Here is an 18,304-nt window from a genome sequence, read left to right as displayed (position 1 = left end):
TATCAAGCCTGAACCAGCGGACCGGGACTGGCAAGGTAGCGCGTGCGAATCGCCTCGGCGGCGAACAGTGTCGTGGCGCAAACAATGCCGGTTGGGTTGTAAGCAAGGTTCTGCGGGAAGCAGCATGCGCCAGTAACAAACAGATTTGGCACATCCCAGCTTTGCAGATACTTATTCACTACGCTTGTGGAGGGGTTATCACCCATCACCGCGCCGCCAGTGGTGTGTGTGGATTGATAAGGACGTACATCGTAATGGCTATTCAGGGTCTTAAAGGCCACTTCATAGGTTTTGGGATTGATGGTTTTAACGATCTCTTCAGCCCGGTCCTTAATGAAGTTCGTCATCTTCAACTCGTTCTGTTGCCAGTCGAACGTCATCCGCAACAGCGGTTGGCCATAAATATCTTTATAGGTCGGATCAAGATCGAGATAGCATTGACGATATGGCATCACTGAACCCGATGAACCTACGTTCATCGTATGCAGATAATTGTCTTTGATGGCCTGCTTCCAGCCGGAACCCCAACGCGGTGCATCTTTAGGAATGCCCATTTGCTGAATCGGACGACCTCCAGAGAAGGCGGCGGAAATTGTGGCACCGCCCACAAAACCAAGCTTGCTGTGATCGAAATTTTCTGCGTTGAAATCATCAATCATTGTGGTGGTTGCGCCAGTAGCTGCAAACGGATTGAAATAAGTGTCTTTATCGAAGAACAACTTAATGCCGCCGGTCATCTGATAGGCATAATTACGGCCTACCACGCCTTCGCCGGTCATTGGGTTGTAAGGTTTGCCGATATTGGATAAGAGCAGCAGGCGCACGTTATGGAGCTGAAAGGCGCTTAATACCACTAAAGCAGCCGGTTGCTGTCGCTACCGATGTAAAACTGGCCCACCTGCCGATGTAAATCTGACCCACCTAGGGTAAAAATGGCAGTTTTAAGGCACTGCCAATGATGACATTGGAGACCAGAGTGGAGATTAGTGTTTTACACCGTCAGGGCATGTCGATACGCGCCATCGCGCGCCAGCTTTCATGCTCTCGTGAGACCGTTCGCAGATATATTCGTAGCCCGCTGCCCGTAGCGGATATGCGCTACAAGCCTCGCGCACCCAGACCCTGCAAGCTTGACCCGTTCAAGACCTATATCCTTGAGCGCGTGGCCGCTGCCAGGCCCCTCTGGATACCCGCCAGTGTGCTGCTGCGCGAGATCCGTCAGCGTGGTTACGAGGGTGGTTACAGCATGCTGACCGCTTTCCTGCACCCCATTAAGCAGCCCGTCACTGAAGAGGTAACACGCTTCGAGACCGAGCCTGGCTTTCAGATGCAAGTTGATTTCACCATCATCAGACTCGGTCATAACCCATTGCTGGCCTTTGTCGCCACGCTGGGCTGGAGCCGCGCGACTTTCGTCAAGTTTTACAGCAACCAGGACTCCGCTGCCTGGTGTGACGGCATTGAGTCTGCGCTCAGGTTCTTCGGCGGGACGCCGCATCAGCTGCTGTTCGACAACGCCAAGGCCATCATCATTGAGCGCGATGTCTACGGCCCCGGTAAGCATCGCTGGAACCCGCAGTTGATGCACGTCGCCGAGAAGTATGCCTTTACTCCCAAGGTCTGCCGACCCTATCGCGCCAAGACCAAGGGTAAGGTTGAGCGGTTTAACCATTACCTCAAGAACAGCTTTATCGTGCCTCTTACCGCGACCTTCCGGCAGGCCGGGCTGGTACTGGATGTACCTGCTGCCAACACACGCATCGGCGAGTGGCTGGTCACCGTCGCGAACACACGAGTGCATGGCACCACAGGCGTACCGCCTGAGCAGCGCATGCCGCGCGAGCGTGCTGCGCTATTGCCGTTACCGAAGGTCACGTTGGCATTGCCTGCACCTGTCCCAGCGCTCAGCCAGCGTCCGGTGCCGACCGAGAGCCTGCAACATCCTCTGGCAACGTACCAGGCCTTGCTCGAGGTGCCAGCATGAACCTTCAACATGATCGTATTGCCGCGCTCTGCGAGCAACTCAAGCTCGACCGCCTGCCGGCAGAGTGGCCGGGTGTGGCACAGGCGACCATCGACAACAGCGGCACGCATGCCGACTTCCTGGAAGCCGTTTTGCAGCTCCAGCATGATGGCCAGAACGAACGGCGTCGCCAGACCATTTTGCGGTTATCAGGCCTGCCGGTGATAAAAACACTGGAGCAGTGCGATTACGCCTATGCCAGTGGCGTTCCACGAAGTCAGATCCAGGAGGTGGCGGGTCTGGCATGTATCGAACGTCAGGAGAACGTTGTCCTGCTCGGGCCTTCTGGCGTCGGCAAAACGCACCTGGCGACCGCCATTGGCTATAAGGCCGCGATGGCGGGTTTAAGCATTCGGTTCATTACCGCCGCCGACATGATGCTGCAACTGATGGCGTCACATCGTCAGGGTGACCTGAAGGGCTACCTGAACCGCGTCGTAGGTAAACCTAAGCTGTTGATCATCGACGAAGTGGGATATCTGCCGTTCGGTAAAATGGAGGCGAACCTGTTCTTCCAGGTAGTCGCTAAACGGTATGAGTCAGGCAGCGTGATCCTGACCAGCAACCTGCCGTTTACGCAGTGGTCCGGAACGTTTGGTGATGACGAGACACTGACGGCAGCGATGCTGGATCGGCTGCTTAACCATGCGCATATCGCCCAAATCAGCGGCCAAAGCTATCGACTGAAAGATAAGCTGAAAAGCGGTCAACTCCAGAAGAAAACGAAAGCAACAACGCTCGAATGATTCAAAGGGGGTGGGTCAGTTTTACTTTGGCAGGGTGGGTCAGAATTCGATCGGTATTGACAGGTTGCTCGATTTCATTACCTTGCGCATCAATATAAGTGACGCCTGTGGCTTTTTTACCGCTGCTGTCGGTATTCACACGGATAACATGTGACTGCGTACGCAGCTCAAAATTACTATGCTGACGTAACGCCGGGATCACGCATGACTGGGGTGAACCTTTAGAGTAGTTAAAACAGCCGAAGCGCTCGCAGTAACCACAATAATTACATACCCCAAGCTGGACGTTATAAGGATTGGTCCAGGATTCGGTACAGTTGGCTGCCGGACACTGGAAAGGGTGATACCCCAGTTTTTGTGCAGCTTGTGCAAACAAATCTCCCGCATAAAGCGTTTGCAGCGGCCTGGTGGGATAATCATTTTTACGCGGTGATTCAAAGGGGTTACCGCCAGCAATTTTTTCACCGTTTATATTGCCTGCCTTGCCTGATGCGCCACAAATTTTCTCGAATTTGTCAAAAAACGGCTCCAGCTCTTCATAGCTAAACGGATAATCCTGCACCGTCATGCCTTCAGGAATAAAGCTTGCTCCATATTTTTCAATGACCGTGCTGCGCATTTTGAGATCTGCTTCCAGCGGGCGCCACAGTTGACCATTCCAGTGCGTCCCTGCGCCACCCACGCCATCGCCCGGCAGGAAAGAGCCAAAGCGGCGGTAAGGCAGGGCAGTCTCGCTGGTTTTGTGGCGTATTGTTACTGTTTCTTTAGCCGCGTTTTGAAACAGCTTCAGGCGAATGCCGTAGGTCAGTTCATCTGCGATACGGGGATAGGCAAAGTCAGGATAAGTATCCCGGTTCTCGCCGCGCTCCAGCGCCACAATCTTCAAGCCACTGCTGGCCAGTTCCATCGCCATTAGCGAGCCGGTCCAGCCAAATCCGACGATAACAATATCGACGGAATCTTTTTTTACTGCAGCCATTACACACTCCTTTTACTGGAAATACTGACCGGACCGAGCGGATACGGTTTATTAGGTTGCTGGACCGTATCAATAAAATCGGCACGGGCACCGGGAAAGCCAATCAGCTTCCACGAGGCCAGAGTCTGGTTGCCGCCATGTATCGGATCGGCGAGATACCCTTCTTTGGCGTTTTCCAGTAGCTGCTCAAAAAATAGCTTGCCGTGAATGGCTTCATTGCGGATATGGTCCGCTTCCAGATCGCGCAGCACAGCTTCCTGCTGGCTGGCGTCCAGCTGATAAAAATCTTTCTGAAATTTTTGCTGGCAGTAGTCATCGGTTAATTTGATCCCGACGCGATAAGTGTCGCGCGGCACCAGATGTGACTGATAACCCATTTCCGGTGCGGCTTCGGCAAACGGCGCCTGCATGTACCACAACCGGCCATAGCCGTAAGGAAGTTCCATCTGTTTATCAATATAAACGGGGACCCCTTCGCTGACGGCGCCGGGACCGTTTGCATCGCTGGGAATCAGACGCTCTAAGGCGGCAAGCAGAAATTTCCACTCTTTATCATTGAAGTAGGCAGGAACGTAATCCTGTACTACGCCTTGCGTTTTTTCGGCTGCGGGGGAAGTTAATGAAACGACACCCGTGCTGGCGGCAGCGGCGAGAGGGATGAGCGAGAGCGATTTTTGTAAAAAACGTCTCCGGCCCGAGGGATGCTCTTCAGGCTTGTTGGCTGACATTGCTTTTCCTTGGAAACCCATTACGGGTGGTTTGTTATAAGGTTGTAATTTTTGTTATGGGGAGATTAATTAGGAATGACAAAAGGTTGCAAGAAGAAAATTAGCAGGCTAACTATGAGGCGACTTTTTATTGAAGCGTTTCAGCTCTAGCTATTATGCGGGTTGGAAAAAGTTCAATAACAAACGAAACGGCCAGCGGAAAGAGAGTAACAAAATGTACAGAAGGAGAGGAAAGCCTTTTAGCGGGGCGCTAAAAGGCCAGCGGTGCGGGATGAGTTAACCGCGCCAGATCAAATTTTGGCAGCGGCGATCGGCTGGTTTGTTGCCCAGCAATTTCTCGATCAACATCAGGCGCAGCGTAAACGGGGAACGCGTCAGCAGGCACAACCAGGATTTCACATCCACAGAAGCCATTTTTTCAGCCTGGAAGCATTTGCTGCAATCTAAACAGCATTTCAGGGTGCTCATCGCATCACCTCCCAATTAATGTTGACGCAAAAGCAAGCAGGATCCAGGGATAAGACCCGGAAAATCAGCAGTAAAAGGTAAGGATCCGATATGATCTTTAGCTCGCGGCTGATAGGCCTGCTTACATTACCAACAAATATAGCATTGGCTATACCGTTTAGCCAATGCTAATCAGGAAAAATTTGAGCTTCGTTGCAGCTGGTTTACAATAGGCGCAGCTAATCCGCAGAGCAGGTTAAAGGCGGAAAATAATAAAGAGGAAGCTGAATGAGTCGTCGTGCTAAAAGCGTGGTTTCTGTCCCGCAAGGACCACTAAAAGATATTGAAGAGCATGTCGAAGGTTTTCGGCAGGTGCGTGAAGCGCATCGTCGTGAGCTTATTGATGACTACGTTGAGTTAATCTCTGATTTAATTGGTGAGTTTGGCGAAGCGCGTCAGGTTGATATGGCGGCACGTTTGGGTGTCTCTCAGCCAACCGTTGCTAAGATGTTGAAGCGCCTTAGCAGCACTGGGTTAGTTGAGCAGGTGCCCTATCGTGGCGTATTTCTCACCGCTGAAGGCGAAAAACTCGCGGAAGAGAGCCGTGCACGCCATTATATTGTTGAAACCTTTCTGTTAGCGCTGGGCATCAGCCCGGAAACGGCTCGTCGTGATTCCGAAGGCATTGAGCATCATGTCAGTGATGAAACGCTGGCGGTTTTTCAGAAATTTTACGAGAACCGCTAATTCTTAAGGCGACCGGCCCTCATGCCTATCGTGTTTCGTTCGTTTTTGCATGACCGCATTTTGCATCTGCTGGTAGTGACGGGCGCGATCCTTCTGTTTCTGGTCGATTTCTCCTGGCCAGATCTGCCGAAGGCGGTGGACTGGCACACCATGATGACGCTGACCAGTCTGTTGATCCTCACTAAAGGGTTAGAAACCAGCGGTTATTTTGACGTATTAGGCGGGAAGTTAATCGCACGTTTCAGGCATGAGCGTGCGCTAGCGCTGTTTATGGTTCTGGCTGCTGCACTGCTTTCTACGTTTCTGACTAATGATGTGGCGCTGTTTATTTTAGTGCCTTTAACGCTCACGTTACGTAAATTCTCCCGCTTACCGATTTCACGTTTAATTATTTTTGAAGCACTGGCGGTGAATGCCGGATCGTTAATCACGCCTGTTGGCAATCCACAAAATATTTTGTTATGGAGCCACGGTTCGCTCAGTGTGGCCGGCTTTATCTTGCAAATGTTACCGTTGGCGGTCTGGCTGATGTTAACTCTGATGTCGCTAACCTGGTGGTGTTTTTCAAGGCGTGAAATTCATAAACATGGCAATAGCGAAACCCTTCACTGGCAAAAGCCACTGTTTATAGTGAGCGTGCTGTTATATGTCCTGTTTATTATGGCGCTGGAATGGCATCTCACCGGCTGGGCGCTGCTGGCCATTGTGCTGTGTTTTTTAGTGCTGGCGCGTCCGGTATTACTCAATATCGACTGGAGTTTGCTGGCGGTGTTTATCGCCATGTTTATTGATGTTTATTTGCTGACGTATTTACCGCTGTTACAGACGCGTTTTGGTGCCATTGCGCATTATGACAAGGGTGCGCTTTATCTGCTGGCCATCGGTTTATCGCAGGTAATCAGTAACGTGCCTGCCACCATACTGTTGCTGCAAAAAGTTCCCCCAACCGAGTTGCTCGCCTGGGCGGTTAATATTGGCGGGGTTGGTCTGCTGCCCGGCTCGCTTGCTAATTTGATCGCGCTACGTATGGCGAAAGATCGCCGCGTCTGGTGGCAATTTCATCTGTTTTCTGTTCCGTTACTGGCCTGGGCAATGCTTAGCGGCTGGCTGTTATTGTTTCTGCTGGCATAAGGCTCATTCTCTCGTCCTGCTAAAGGTGAAATTGACCAGACGTGCGCCTTTCCTCAAGTTATGTAAAGTTACACTGGAATTTGCCAGTTTACGATCTAAGGTTAAATTGACCTTTTATGCCCGAGAATTAGGGCCTTAGCCAGTGATGGGAATTATGAGCGAGAAAGATCAACGCGAGCCACGCCAGGAAGACGCTGATAACGCGGCGGATAAAAACAGTCAGTCAACAGAAAAACAGGATACCCAGGATACTCAGGAAAAGCAGAACAACGATGAGGATGAATCCGAGCGCAAACGCCCCGGCAAAAAGCCGTTGGTTATTCTGGCGATTGTGGTGGTCATCATGCTGATCGTTGGCTTCTGGTTTTGGTTTAGCACCCGCAATGAAGAAACCACTGACGATGCGTTTACCGAAGGCAACGCAGTGACAATTGCGCCAAAAGCTTCAGGCTATGTGGTTAAACTTTTAGTCAACGATAACCAGCGCGTGAAAAAAGGCGATCTGCTGGTAGAGATCGATCCGCAGGACAATATGGCGCAGCGCGATCAGGCAAAAGCACAGCTGGGACTGGCGCAGGCGCAACTGCATCAGGCGCAGGCGCAGCTGGCACTGTCGCGCGTGCAGTATCCAGCGCAGCGCGATCAGGCGCTCGCCGATCAGGCTAAAGCGCAGGCTAATCTGCTTAATGCACAAGCGGATTACCGCCGCCAGCGTGGCGTCGATCCACGAGCCACCAGCCAGCGCAACATAGATAGCGCCAGTGCGCAATTGCGTTCCGCCGAGGCGCAATTGCAAAGTGCCAAAGCGCAAGTGGAGGTTGCTTCCCAGGTTGCTTTGCAAATCCGTCAGCAGGAAACCAACGTGGAAGCGCGTCAGCAGCAGGTTGAGCAGGCGAAAGCGCAACTGAATACGGCGGAATTAAATCTTTCCTATACCCAGGTTCGGGCACCTTATGACGGCTTTGTCACCAAACGTAATGTGCAGCTGGGCACGCTGGTGCAGGCCGGAACCTCGCTGTTCTCGCTGGTATCACCCGACATCTGGATCACCGCCAACTTTAAAGAGTCACAGCTGGAACGCATGAATCCGGGCGACAAAGTGGCGATCACCGTTGATGCCTGGCCAGATATGCAGCTGGAAGGGCATGTCGATAGTATCCAGATGGGTTCTGGCTCGCGCTTCTCGACTTTCCCGGCGGAAAACGCCACCGGTAATTACGTAAAAATCGTACAGCGTGTGCCGGTAAAAATTGTCATCGATAAAGGTTTAGATCCGAATCATCCGCTGCCGCTCGGCCTGTCGGTTGAACCGAAGGTGACGGTGGAATGAGCCCGTCGCAGAGCTGGAAACCGTCCAGTAATCCGTGGCTGGTTGCTGTCACAGTTACGCTGGCGGTGTTCATGGAGATTCTTGACACAACCATTGTCAACGTGGCGCTGCCGCACATCGCCGGCTCGCTCTCTTCCAGTTACGATGAGTCAACCTGGGTACTGACTTCGTATCTGGTGGCGAACGGCATTGTACTGCCCATCTCTGCCTTTTTTAGCCGGTTATTTGGTCGCAAGCAGTTTTTTTTGATTTGTATTGTAATGTTCACCCTGTGCTCGTTTCTGTGTGGCATCGCCACCGAGTTATGGCAAATCATTCTGTTTCGCGTGTTGCAGGGCTTCTTTGGCGGGGGATTGCAGCCGGTTCAGCAATCGGTACTGCTTGACTACTTCAAATCGGAAGATCGCGGTAAGGCCTTTGGCCTTTCCTCAATTGCGATAATCGTCGCGCCCGTCATCGGGCCAACGCTTGGCGGCTGGATCACCGATAACTACAGCTGGCGCTGGGTCTTTTTCATTAATATCCCGGTAGGGATTCTTACTGTACTGGCGATCTATCAGTTGCTGGAAGATCCACCCTGGGAGCGTAAATGGGCTAAAGGTCGGCTGAAAATCGATTACATCGGCATATCACTGATTACCCTTGGGCTTGGCTGTTTACAGGTGATGCTGGATCGCGGCGAAGATGAAGACTGGTTCGCCTCGCACTTTATCGTGTTGTTCGCCATTCTGGCGGTGATCGGCATAGTCGGCGCGGTTTACTGGCTGATGTATGCACGTAAACCGGTGGTTGATATATTGGTGATGAAAGATCGCAATTTCTGGGTAGCGGGCTTATTGATGGCTGGTATGGCGATGATCCTGTACGGCAGTTCAGTGATATTGCCACAGCTGGCACAGCAGGATCTCGGCTACACCGCAACCTGGTCAGGTTTAGTGCTGTCGCCGGGCGCGGTGTTAATTGTAATGACCATTCCGCTGGTGTTAAAACTGATGCCGATCGTGCAGACGCGTTACATTATCGCGTTTGGGTTCTCCTGTCTTGCCGTCGCGTTCTTCTATTCGGCGAGCTTAGCGCCAAATATTGATTTCACCACGCTGGTATTGATGCGTAGTGCGCAGTCGATCGGCCTTGGCTTTCTGTTTGTGCCGCTCACCACCATTGCTTTCGTAACTATTCCACAGCGCCTGAATGCCGATGCTTCCGCGCTGTTTACTATGTTCCGTAACGTTGCCGGATCGATTGGTATTTCGCTGTCTACCGCCGCCATCACCGAACGCGAACAGGTGCGGTCCGCGCATATGGTGCACAACATGACGCCTCTTAACGAGCAATTTAACATCACCATACAGCACTGGGCGCAGGCAATTCGCGACTTCACTTCGGCGGTTGGCGATCCGATGACGCTGGCGGCCGGGCAGCTTTATCAGGAGATGATCGCGCAGTCGCGTATTCTCGCCTACATCGACGTTTTTTCAGGATTGAGCATTATCGCTCTGATATTGATTCCATTTTGTTGGCTGCTGGCGCCGATTAAGAGCGAAGGCAGTGCAGGAGCACACTGACATGCAGGTTATGTTTTCTCGCGGTCTGAAGCCGTTGAGCTTATTGACGCTGGCAATATGGCTGACGGGTTGCGCTGTCGGGCCAGATTATCAGGCCCCAAAACCACAGATGCCGGGCGGCTATAACTCGCTGGATTCCCAGGAAGCCTCGAAACCGCAATCTTCGGTGGTAGATACCCGCTGGTGGCGCAACTTTAACGATCCCCAGCTTGATAGCCTGATTGCGCGTGCTATTGAAGGTAATCTGACATTGCAACAGGCTGTGTTGCGTATTGCTGGCGCGCGTGAGCAGCTGGCGCAGGCGCAGGGCAGCTTATTTCCCAGCCTGAACGGCTCAGCCAGCGTCATGCGCCAGCAGCCTGGTCTGAAGGGCCTGTTGAAGTCAAATGGCGCTTACGATCAGCTTGATAGTGACGTCGCCAGCCAGCTTAACAGCCTGACGCAGCCGGTGACGCTTTATCAGGGCAGCTTTGACGCCAGTTGGGAGCTGGATCTATGGGGCAAAGTACGACGTCAGGTCGAGGCGGCAAACGCCCAGACGCAGGCGGCTATTGAGCAGCGTAACGATGCGTTAGTATCATTAGAAGCCGAAGTGGCGCGTGCCTGGCTGCAACTGCGCGGTGCGCAAGCCACGGTACAAACCCTGCAACAACAGATCGATGTCGCACAACAAACCACTCAGCTGACGCTAAGCCAGCAGCGCCACGGCCTGGCGCCGTTAACCGATGTAGAAAATGCCCACGCCCAGCTCAGTACGCTGCAGGCGCAGCTGCCGCAGTATCAAGCCCAGGCTCGCCAGGCAATGAACGGATTAGCCGTGCTATTAGGGAAAACCCCTGGCGCGCTGGATACCGAACTGAATACGCCGAAAGCGATACCGGCGCTGCCGAAGATTGTCTCTGTTGGTATTCCGTCAACGCTGGCGCGCCGTCGGCCGGATATTCGACAGGCAGAAGCCACGCTACATGCACAAACCGCCAATATTGGCGTTTCAGTGGCGCAGCTGTTCCCTGATTTGTCGTTGACCGGACAGCTTGGGGTACGCAATACCGATGCCAGCTATCTGGATAACTGGAGCAGCCATTTTTATAGCTACGGCCCTTCATTATCGATCCCAATTTTTCAGGGCGGACGGCTGGTATCGAGCGTAAAACTGGCACGTGCGCAGCAGGCCAGCGCGGCGCTGGATTATCGTCAAACCGTGCTAACCGCATTGCAGGACGTTGAAAATGCGTTGGTAAGTTATCGCGCCGATCAACAGCGTGTGACTGCACTGGATGAAACGACCGGCGCGCTACAACGTGCGTTTGATTTAGCCAGCGACAGCTACCGACAAGGGCTTTCTACCTTCCTTGATGTGCTGGATGCCCAGCGACAGTTAGCGCAGGCTCAGGAACAGGCGACTCAGGCAAAAATGCAAAGCGGGCTGGATTTAGTCGCGTTGTATAAAGCCCTGGGCGGCGGCTGGGAAACCTATCAACAGGTTACTTTGCCGCAGTACGATGTCTTTGGGCCGGCGACGCAGGTGAATTAACACTGCAAAGAAGGCGCAGAGAACCTCTTTCACTTTCGCTATGTCAGCAGATCGACCACCAGCGTGCGCTTAAAAATTAGCAACGTTACGCCTGTTTTATTCAACGGTAACGTTCCGCTGGTGCGCTAGCTATTATGGACGCAGCAATAACTGAAATCAGTCTCGCCAGTGAAATAGTGGGAGTCACTCCCGCCACGTTTCGCCGTTCTGCCTGCCATTATGACAAAAGGTGAAACGAACCAGGCTGTAACGCTTTCATAAGCAGACCGTTAATTATTTGTCTGACCTAATGCGCGGCAATATGTGCCGTGACCTTCTGGCGCAATTTTCGGTGGTGAAGAGCAAAAGAATTTAAAAGCGACAAATTCCCGAAAAGCACAAAGAAGCCCGTTAAGGAAATTATTCTTATTTGCTTTTTCCCCGTCTGGCATTGTGGGTCCGTTATGCTGCCCTTACAGGGTGAGTAATAAGCGAGCGTTAATCCTGCGGAACGCGGCATTTTTATGACGACTGACATAAGGGCGATACCGGATTTTCGCAGAATTGCGCGTCGGGAAAAGGTATCGTCACAGTCTGCTGTCGAAACAGGCGGCATAACGCAGGGAAAATAATTAACGCTAATGAAATATAAATTTCTAAAACTGAGGCTGTTCTGATAAAAACAGCGAAAAATTAGCCAGAGGGTAAAGGGTTTATCATAAAAAATGTGAGGGGTAGCGCAATTTTCACTCGGTTTTATGACGCGTTACGCAAAATTAATTTTCCATTCTTATTGTTAATGGCATAAATAATCCATTTTCTTTAGGTGTTGTGACATCACCAGGAGAAAATATGTCCAGAGAAAGCTACCTCACCCCTAACAAAGCCTCCGGGCCAAACAGCGCTGTCCGTACCGAACCCTTTGTAAAAGTGATTGCTGTCGTTGCCACGCTTGGCGGCCTGCTGTTTGGCTATGACACCGGCGTCATTTCCGGTGCGCTGCTGTTTATGGGCCCGGAACTCCATCTCATTCCATTCACCACCGGCTTAGTGACCAGCAGCCTGCTGCTTGGTGCAGCTTTTGGCGCGCTGGCGTCTGGACAATTTGCCGCCGCCGCTGGTCGAAAAAAAATCATTCTGATCTTAGCCGTAATCTTTGCCACCGGCGCATTGGGCTCGTCGTTAGCACCGGATGTGAACTGGATGGTTTTTTTCCGACTAGTGCTGGGAATTGCGGTTGGCGGCGCTGCCGCGACCGTACCCGTTTACATCGCAGAAATTGCCCCGGCAAATAAGCGTGGGCAGCTGGTCACGCTGCAGGAACTGATGATCGTCTCCGGTCAAATGCTCGCCTATATCTCTAATGCCGGTTTTAACGCCGCGTGGGGAGGGGAAACAACCTGGCGCTGGATGTTGGCAATCGCCACCATTCCGGCGGTGCTGTTATGGTTTGGCATGATGTTTATGCCTGATACGCCGCGCTGGTACGCCATGAAAGGCCGTCTGGCTGAAGCGCGACAGGTTCTGGAGCGCACACGTGCGAAAGAGGACGTTGACTGGGAGCTGACGGAAATTGAAGAGACGCTGAGCGAAGAGAGTCAACAGTATCCCGGTCTGGGTGAACTACGCAAGCCGTGGTTGTTGAAGCTATTCCTGATTGGCGTGGGGATCGCGGCCATTCAACAGCTCACTGGCGTCAATACCATTATGTATTACGCACCGATGATGCTAAAAGCGGTCGGTATGAGCAACAGTGCCGCCTTGTTTGCCACTATTGCTAATGGTGCAATTTCCGTACTGATGACGTTTGCCGGTATTTGGCTGCTGGGGAAAATAGGTCGTCGTACCATGATAATGATCGGCCAGTTTGGTTACACGGCGTGTTTATTATTTATCGGCACCGTTAGTTATTTAATGCCGGAGACGGTAAATGGTCAGCCGGATGTCTTACGCAGTTATATGGTATTACTGGGCATGTTGATGTTCCTTAGCTTTCAACAAGGCGCACTCTCACCGGTGACCTGGTTGCTACTGTCAGAAATTTTCCCTACGCGCCTGCGCGGCATATTTATGGGCGGGGCGGTGTTTGCCATGTGGATTGCTAATTTTCTTATTTCATTGATGTTTCCCCTTTTACTGGCAAGCGTCGGTCTTTCTGGTGCGTTCTTTATCTTTGCGGTGATAGGTATTGGCGGCGCAATTTTTGTCGTGGCCTGCGTACCGGAAACGCGTAACCGCAGCCTTGAGCAGATTGAGCGTTATTTGCATGACTGGTTATCAACCAATGAAGAAGCGCAAACGCTAACGCCTGTAATTAAAAAAACCTCCTAACGTTAAGAATACGCAAAGAGAAATAAGCCTGGTTTATTAACCAGGCTTATTTTTTTGCTTCAAGTTGTACAGCGCTTCTGAGCAATGTCGAACTTTAGCCTTGGTTAAATCCCTTGCTGACCAGGGGATAACAGGAATAACGCTGACACAGTTTTATGCTTTCCTTTAAGCACAATCGGTAACTTTTCATAAAATTCTAACGACTGAAATCGATTCCAGCCGCCAGGATTAACGCAGCGCGACTGTTAATTTCACGTTAATAAAAGATCTAAAATGACCCACTAAAAAATGTATCACCATTTAAAATACGGTTCGGGATTATCTGGAGTGTAAAATTAATTTATTTTTTTATTTGAATTAGGTAATCTTATCGCTACAGTTTTAATTACCCCCTTCAAACAAGGACATTGTGATGAGTGATGCATTTAAAGTTCTGAACAACATTCGCACATTACGTGCCCAAGCTCGTGAGCTGCCACTTTCTGACCTGGAAGAAATTCTCGAAAAATTAACCGTTGTCGTGACTGAACGTCGCGAAGAAGCAGAAGCGGAAGAAACGCAAAATCGCGAAAAAGAAGAGAAGCTGTCTAAATATCGCGAAATGCTGTTGGCAGACGGTATTGATCCCAATGAATTATTAGGCGCTCTGGAGCCAGGTAAAAAACGCGCTAAGCGTGCTCCGCGTCCAGCAAAATATTCTTACACTGACGAAAACGGTGAAACGAAATCATGGACTGGCCAGGGCCGTACCCCGGCTGCGATTAAAAAAGCGCTGGATTCTGGTAAAAGCCTGGATAGTTTCCTGATCGATTAATTGGCACATTCCTTGTAATGTGGGAGCCGAGGACCTGTTATTGGTGTCTCGGCTTTTTTATTTATCGCTGTTCTACGCCAGGCTGCATGTGCATTGGCTGCTTCTGAGTGACGTCACATTATTAACCGCATTGCTCAAATTGACCGATTGCCGTCTGTCTGCACATAAATTTTCAAGGGATATTCCCACTTATCAAACACCTTGTTGGGTCCGCACGCCTTGCGCTGGCGTGCGCTACATCACATCTGGCATAATAGCTGCCGTTTTTTCATCCACTTCTTCATAAAGGTCAATGCCGTGTTAGTTAGCAGCAATATCACCATGCAGTTTGGCAGCAAGCCACTGTTCGAAAATATCTCCGTTAAATTTGGCGGCGGTAATCGTTACGGTTTAATCGGTGCGAACGGCAGCGGTAAATCCACCTTCATGAAGATTTTGGGTGGCGATCTGGTCCCAAGCGGCGGTAATGTTTCTTACGATCCTAATGAACGTATCGGTAAGTTACGCCAGGATCAGTTTGCCTTCGAACAATATAGTGTGCTTGATACCGTAATCATGGGTCACAATGAATTATGGGAAGTTAAGCAAGAGCGCGATCGCATATATGCCCTGCCAGAAATGAGCGAAGAGGACGGCTATAAAGTGGCTGACCTTGAAGTGCTGTATGGTGAAATGGATGGTTACAGTGCTGAATCTCGTGCCGGAGAGTTATTACTTGGCGTGGGTATTCCGGTTGAACAACATTATGGGCCGATGAGTGAAATTGCACCGGGTTTTAAATTGCGCGTATTGCTGGCGCAGGCGCTGTTTTCTAATCCCAATATTTTATTGCTGGACGACCCCACCAACACCCTGGACATTGATCCCTTTCGCTGGCTGGAGCAGTTTCTTAACGAACGCGACAGCACCATGATTATCATTTCGCATGACCGCCACTTTCTGAATATGGTCTGCACCCATATGGCAGATTTAGATTACGGTGAGTTACGCGTTTATCCGGGTAATTATGATGAATATATGACCGCAGCAACGCAGGCGCGTGAACGTTTGTTAGCCGATAACGCTAAGAAAAAAGCGCAAATTGCCGATTTGCAATCATTTGTAAGTCGCTTTAGCGCCAACGCATCTAAATCACGTCAGGCAACTTCGCGCGCGAAGCAAATGGATAAAATTAAGCTGGAAGAAGTGAAAGCGTCCAGCCGTCAAAATCCCTTTATTCGTTTTGAGCAGGACAAGAAACTGTTCCGTAATGCGCTCGAAGTAGAAGCATTAACCAAAGGGTTTGATAACGGTCCGCTGTTCAAAAATTTAAATCTGATGCTTGAGGTGGGCGAAAAATTAGCGGTGCTGGGGGCTAACGGTATCGGTAAATCGACTTTTCTGAAAACGTTGGTGGGCGAACTCACGCCGGATAACGGCAGCGTTAAATGGTCAGAAAATGCGCGCATTGGTTATTATGCCCAGGATCACGCAGAAGACTTTGCTAACGATCTGACCGTATTTGACTGGATGAGTCAATGGAAACAGCCGGGTGATGATGAACAAACCGTGCGCGGTATTCTCGGTCGCCTGCTATTTTCTCAGGATGATATTAAGAAACCGGCTAAAGTACTTTCTGGTGGTGAGAAGGGACGTATGCTGTTTGGCAAATTAATGATGGAAAAGCCAAACATCCTGATTATGGATGAGCCCACCAACCACCTTGATATGGAATCTATCGAATCGCTGAATATGGCGCTGGAAATGTATGAAGGTACGTTGATTTTCGTTTCGCATGATCGGGAATTTGTGAGCTCGCTGGCAACCCGTGTGTTGGAAATGAAAGAAGACCGTGTTGTGGATTTCACCGGCAATTATGAAGATTACCTGCGTAGCCAGGGCATCGTATAAAACAAACCGGGGCAGTTCGCTGCCCCGGTTTGTTACTGTCCACAGACTTCACAGTGTGCGTCCTGCACCACCTTTATGCTGCGAAATTCTGCGCTCATCGCATCGTACATTAACAGACGCGAGGTGGCGGGGGTGCCGTAGTTTGTCAGGAGTTTAATCGCTTCCATCGCCTGCATCGCACCAATCACCCCTACCAGCGGTGCCATTACACCTGCCTCCACGCAGCTTAGCGTCTGCTCACCAAACAGGCGGCTGATGCAGCGATAGCAGGGCGTGCCGGGCTGCCAGGAAAAAACGCTGATTTGGCCCTCCATACGAATCGCCGCCCCTGATACCAGCGGCACGCGTTGTTGACGACAAAGTCGATTGAGCTGCTCGCGTGCCTGAACGTTATCAGTACAATCCAGCACAACCTGCTGGTTTGCAATCAGCGCCAGCATCGCGTCATCGTCATAGCGTGCGTTAAGGCGGTGCAACTTACAGTGCGGATTGATCGCCGCCAGACTTTGCGCAGCGGACGCCACTTTAGCGCGACCGACATCGGCATCATGATGCAAAATCTGTCGTTGCAGGTTTGACAGCGAAACCGTGTCGAAATCAAGCAAGGTTAAATTGCCCACGCCCGCCGCTGCCAGGTACGGAGCCGCCGCACAGCCTAAGCCACCTAAACCCACCACCAGAGCGTGGCTGGCTTTAAGCTGTTCCTGCCCGTCAAAATCAAAGCCGCGCAACACGATTTGCCGGTTGTAGCGCAGCATCTCCTTATCGCTGAGTTCGGGCAGCATTTATCCCTCCAGCAGGACATTAAACGGTTCTATTTCTACCCATTCACCCGCTTCGACATCTCCACGCTCACGCTCCAGCACGATAAAGCAGTTGGCCTGCGCAAAAGAGCTGAATACATGCGAGCCTTGCGGACCGGTGGTATGCACTTCTAATTCGCCCTGATCGTTTTGACGATAAAAGCCACGCTGGAAATCAAGGCGACCGGGGGATTTTTTCAATGGCGTGGCGGCACGAACTTTTTGACGGGGCGGCAGGGCTGATTTTTTCTGTCCGGTCAGCGTGGCAAGCAGCGGAACAACTAACTGATAAAAGGTTACCGCCGCCGATACCGGATTACCCGGCAAACCGCAGAACCAGCTGCTGGTGAGGCGTCCAAAGGCAAAGGGCTTACCGGGTTTAATGGCCAGTTTCCAGAAGGTGATCACGCCTAACGTCTCCAGCATGGTTTTGGTGAAATCGGCTTCACCGACCGAGACGCCACCGGTACTGATCACCACATCTGCCTGGCGATCGGCTTCTTCAAAGGCAACGCGTAACGCATGGGGATCATCTTTAATAATGCCAAGATCGATCACTTCGCAGCTCAGTTTTTTTAGCATCAAAGACACGGTAAAGCGGTTGGTATCGTAAATCTGGCCTGCCGCCAGCGCCTGACCAACCGGCTGTAATTCGTCACCGGTTGAGAATATCGCGACCCGTAGCTTACGCAGCACGCTGACTTCTGCGATACCCAGCGAAGCCAGCAACGGAAGTTCAGCCGCACCAAGACGTACGCCAGCCGTCAGCACCGTTTGTCCCTCGCGAATATCATCGCCGAGCAGGCGAATATTTTGTCCAGGGGTTACCGGTGCAGTAAGCGTTATGGCGTTGCCATGCTGTTCGGTTTCCTCCTGCATCACCACCGCTTCACAGCCTGCGGGGAGCGGCGCACCGGTCATAATACGCACTACACTGCCAGCAGGCCATTCGCCCGTGAATGGCGCACCCGCGAAGGCTTTACCGGCAATGGGCAGCGGCTTTTTGCTGGCGGCATCAGCCAGGCGAATGGCATAACCGTCCATCGCGGCGTTATCAAAGGGGGGCACATCGATGGGTGATGTCACTGCGCGGGCCGTAATACGTCCGGCAGCTTCAGCCAGTGACACGCTGAGGGAATCGGTGACCGGCGTCAGTTGCGCCAGCATTTTTTCCTGAGCATCCTCAAGAGAGATTAATTCTGCGGTCAAGCTTTCCATTGGGATTCAACCTGGGGTTAGTGCATTTGCTGCTTATTA

Annotated in this window: 13 protein-coding genes and 3 pseudogenes; 10 read left to right on the top strand and 6 right to left on the bottom strand. The window is 51.5% G+C overall.

All coding sequences use genetic code 11. The features are described 5' to 3' along the window. Positions 1-2: 2 nt before the first annotated feature. Positions 3-872 (bottom strand): annotated as a pseudogene (locus tag H2P46_RS01135) (GMC oxidoreductase); the annotation flags it as partial. 83 nt (positions 873-955) lie between these two features. On the opposite strand from H2P46_RS01135, the gene istA reads away from it, so the two are divergent. Further along, a complete protein-coding gene (gene istA, locus H2P46_RS01130) occupies positions 956-1,984 on the top strand; it encodes an IS21 family transposase (protein WP_193403243.1) in 1,029 nt (342 codons plus the stop codon). Beyond that, positions 1,981-2,769, top strand: a complete 789-nt coding sequence (istB, locus tag H2P46_RS01125; RefSeq protein WP_193403371.1) for an IS21-like element helper ATPase IstB — start codon at positions 1,981-1,983, stop codon at positions 2,767-2,769. Before istA ends, istB begins: the two co-directional genes overlap by 4 nt. 55 nt (positions 2,770-2,824) lie before the next feature. Here the strand turns inward: istB and H2P46_RS01120 are convergent. The 3 genes and pseudogenes from H2P46_RS01120 to H2P46_RS01110 form a co-directional block, all read right to left on the bottom strand. Next, a pseudogene (locus tag H2P46_RS01120) lies at positions 2,825-3,748 on the bottom strand (GMC family oxidoreductase); the annotation flags it as partial. Next, positions 3,748-4,476: a gluconate 2-dehydrogenase subunit 3 family protein gene (locus tag H2P46_RS01115; RefSeq protein WP_193403369.1), complete on the bottom strand. Its 729-nt coding sequence runs from the start codon at positions 4,474-4,476 to the stop codon at positions 3,748-3,750. The gene H2P46_RS01115 and the pseudogene H2P46_RS01120, both read right to left, overlap by 1 nt. A gap of 276 nt (positions 4,477-4,752) precedes the next feature. Continuing rightward, positions 4,753-4,944: a hypothetical protein gene (locus H2P46_RS01110; RefSeq protein WP_193403368.1), complete on the bottom strand. Its 192-nt coding sequence runs from the start codon at positions 4,942-4,944 to the stop codon at positions 4,753-4,755. Positions 4,945-5,211: 267 nt separating this feature from the next. Here H2P46_RS01110 and mntR point away from each other — a divergent pair, with 267 nt between their 5' ends. From mntR to H2P46_RS01070, 8 genes and pseudogenes are all read left to right on the top strand, one after another. Beyond that, on the top strand, positions 5,212-5,670 hold the full coding sequence (gene mntR, locus H2P46_RS01105; RefSeq protein ID WP_193403367.1) for a manganese-binding transcriptional regulator MntR: 459 nt from the start codon (positions 5,212-5,214) through the stop codon (positions 5,668-5,670). A 21-nt stretch (positions 5,671-5,691) separates the two neighbouring features. Further along, positions 5,692-6,801: an SLC13 family permease gene (locus H2P46_RS01100; RefSeq protein ID WP_193403366.1), complete on the top strand. Its 1,110-nt coding sequence runs from the start codon at positions 5,692-5,694 to the stop codon at positions 6,799-6,801. A gap of 145 nt (positions 6,802-6,946) precedes the next feature. Further along, a complete protein-coding gene (locus H2P46_RS01095) occupies positions 6,947-8,131 on the top strand; it encodes an HlyD family secretion protein (protein ID WP_420846528.1) in 1,185 nt (394 codons plus the stop codon). Then, a complete protein-coding gene (locus tag H2P46_RS01090; protein ID WP_193403365.1) occupies positions 8,128-9,696 on the top strand; it encodes a DHA2 family efflux MFS transporter permease subunit in 1,569 nt (522 codons plus the stop codon). The genes H2P46_RS01095 and H2P46_RS01090 overlap by 4 nt, the downstream gene beginning before the upstream one ends. A 1-nt stretch (position 9,697) precedes the next feature. Next, on the top strand, positions 9,698-11,230 hold the full coding sequence (locus H2P46_RS01085) for an efflux transporter outer membrane subunit (protein ID WP_193403364.1): 1,533 nt from the start codon (positions 9,698-9,700) through the stop codon (positions 11,228-11,230). Positions 11,231-12,061: 831 nt separating this feature from the next. Further along, positions 12,062-13,408: pseudogene (locus H2P46_RS01080) on the top strand (sugar porter family MFS transporter); the annotation flags it as partial. 544 nt (positions 13,409-13,952) lie between these two features. Next, entirely contained in the window at positions 13,953-14,354 is a 402-nt protein-coding gene (locus H2P46_RS01075) for an H-NS family histone-like protein (RefSeq protein WP_193403362.1), read from the top strand. 297 nt (positions 14,355-14,651) lie between these two features. Then, positions 14,652-16,244: an ABC-F family ATPase gene (locus H2P46_RS01070; protein WP_193403923.1), complete on the top strand. Its 1,593-nt coding sequence runs from the start codon at positions 14,652-14,654 to the stop codon at positions 16,242-16,244. 32 nt (positions 16,245-16,276) lie between these two features. On the opposite strand, the gene moeB is transcribed toward H2P46_RS01070, so the two are convergent. Together moeB and moeA are read right to left on the bottom strand one after the other, a co-directional pair. Then, positions 16,277-17,029 carry a molybdopterin-synthase adenylyltransferase MoeB gene (gene moeB, locus H2P46_RS01065; protein WP_193403361.1) on the bottom strand — a complete coding sequence of 251 codons (753 nt, stop codon included), beginning with the start codon at positions 17,027-17,029 and terminating at the stop codon, positions 16,277-16,279. Beyond that, entirely contained in the window at positions 17,030-18,265 is a 1,236-nt protein-coding gene (moeA, locus tag H2P46_RS01060; protein ID WP_193403360.1) for a molybdopterin molybdotransferase MoeA, read from the bottom strand. Positions 18,266-18,304 lie beyond the last annotated feature (39 nt).

The sequence above is a fragment of the Mixta mediterraneensis genome (assembly GCF_014946725.1).
Lineage (GTDB): Bacteria > Pseudomonadota > Gammaproteobacteria > Enterobacterales > Enterobacteriaceae > Pantoea > Pantoea mediterraneensis.
This window is presented reverse-complemented; position numbering and strand designations above follow the sequence as displayed.

Coding starts and splice junctions, on each gene's coding strand:
- H2P46_RS01085 (WP_193403364.1), top strand. CDS start 9,698: ATGCAGGTTATGTTTTCTCGCGGTCTGAAGCCGTTGAGCTTATTGACG.
- H2P46_RS01095 (WP_420846528.1), top strand. CDS start 6,947: ATGGGAATTATGAGCGAGAAAGATCAACGCGAGCCACGCCAGGAAGAC.
- H2P46_RS01110 (WP_193403368.1), bottom strand. CDS start 4,944: ATGAGCACCCTGAAATGCTGTTTAGATTGCAGCAAATGCTTCCAGGCT.
- H2P46_RS01115 (WP_193403369.1), bottom strand. CDS start 4,476: ATGTCAGCCAACAAGCCTGAAGAGCATCCCTCGGGCCGGAGACGTTTT.
- H2P46_RS01100 (WP_193403366.1), top strand. CDS start 5,692: ATGCCTATCGTGTTTCGTTCGTTTTTGCATGACCGCATTTTGCATCTG.
- moeA (WP_193403360.1), bottom strand. CDS start 18,265: ATGGAAAGCTTGACCGCAGAATTAATCTCTCTTGAGGATGCTCAGGAA.
- H2P46_RS01075 (WP_193403362.1), top strand. CDS start 13,953: ATGAGTGATGCATTTAAAGTTCTGAACAACATTCGCACATTACGTGCC.
- mntR (WP_193403367.1), top strand. CDS start 5,212: ATGAGTCGTCGTGCTAAAAGCGTGGTTTCTGTCCCGCAAGGACCACTA.
- moeB (WP_193403361.1), bottom strand. CDS start 17,029: ATGCTGCCCGAACTCAGCGATAAGGAGATGCTGCGCTACAACCGGCAA.
- istA (WP_193403243.1), top strand. CDS start 956: ATGATGACATTGGAGACCAGAGTGGAGATTAGTGTTTTACACCGTCAG.
- H2P46_RS01090 (WP_193403365.1), top strand. CDS start 8,128: ATGAGCCCGTCGCAGAGCTGGAAACCGTCCAGTAATCCGTGGCTGGTT.
- istB (WP_193403371.1), top strand. CDS start 1,981: ATGAACCTTCAACATGATCGTATTGCCGCGCTCTGCGAGCAACTCAAG.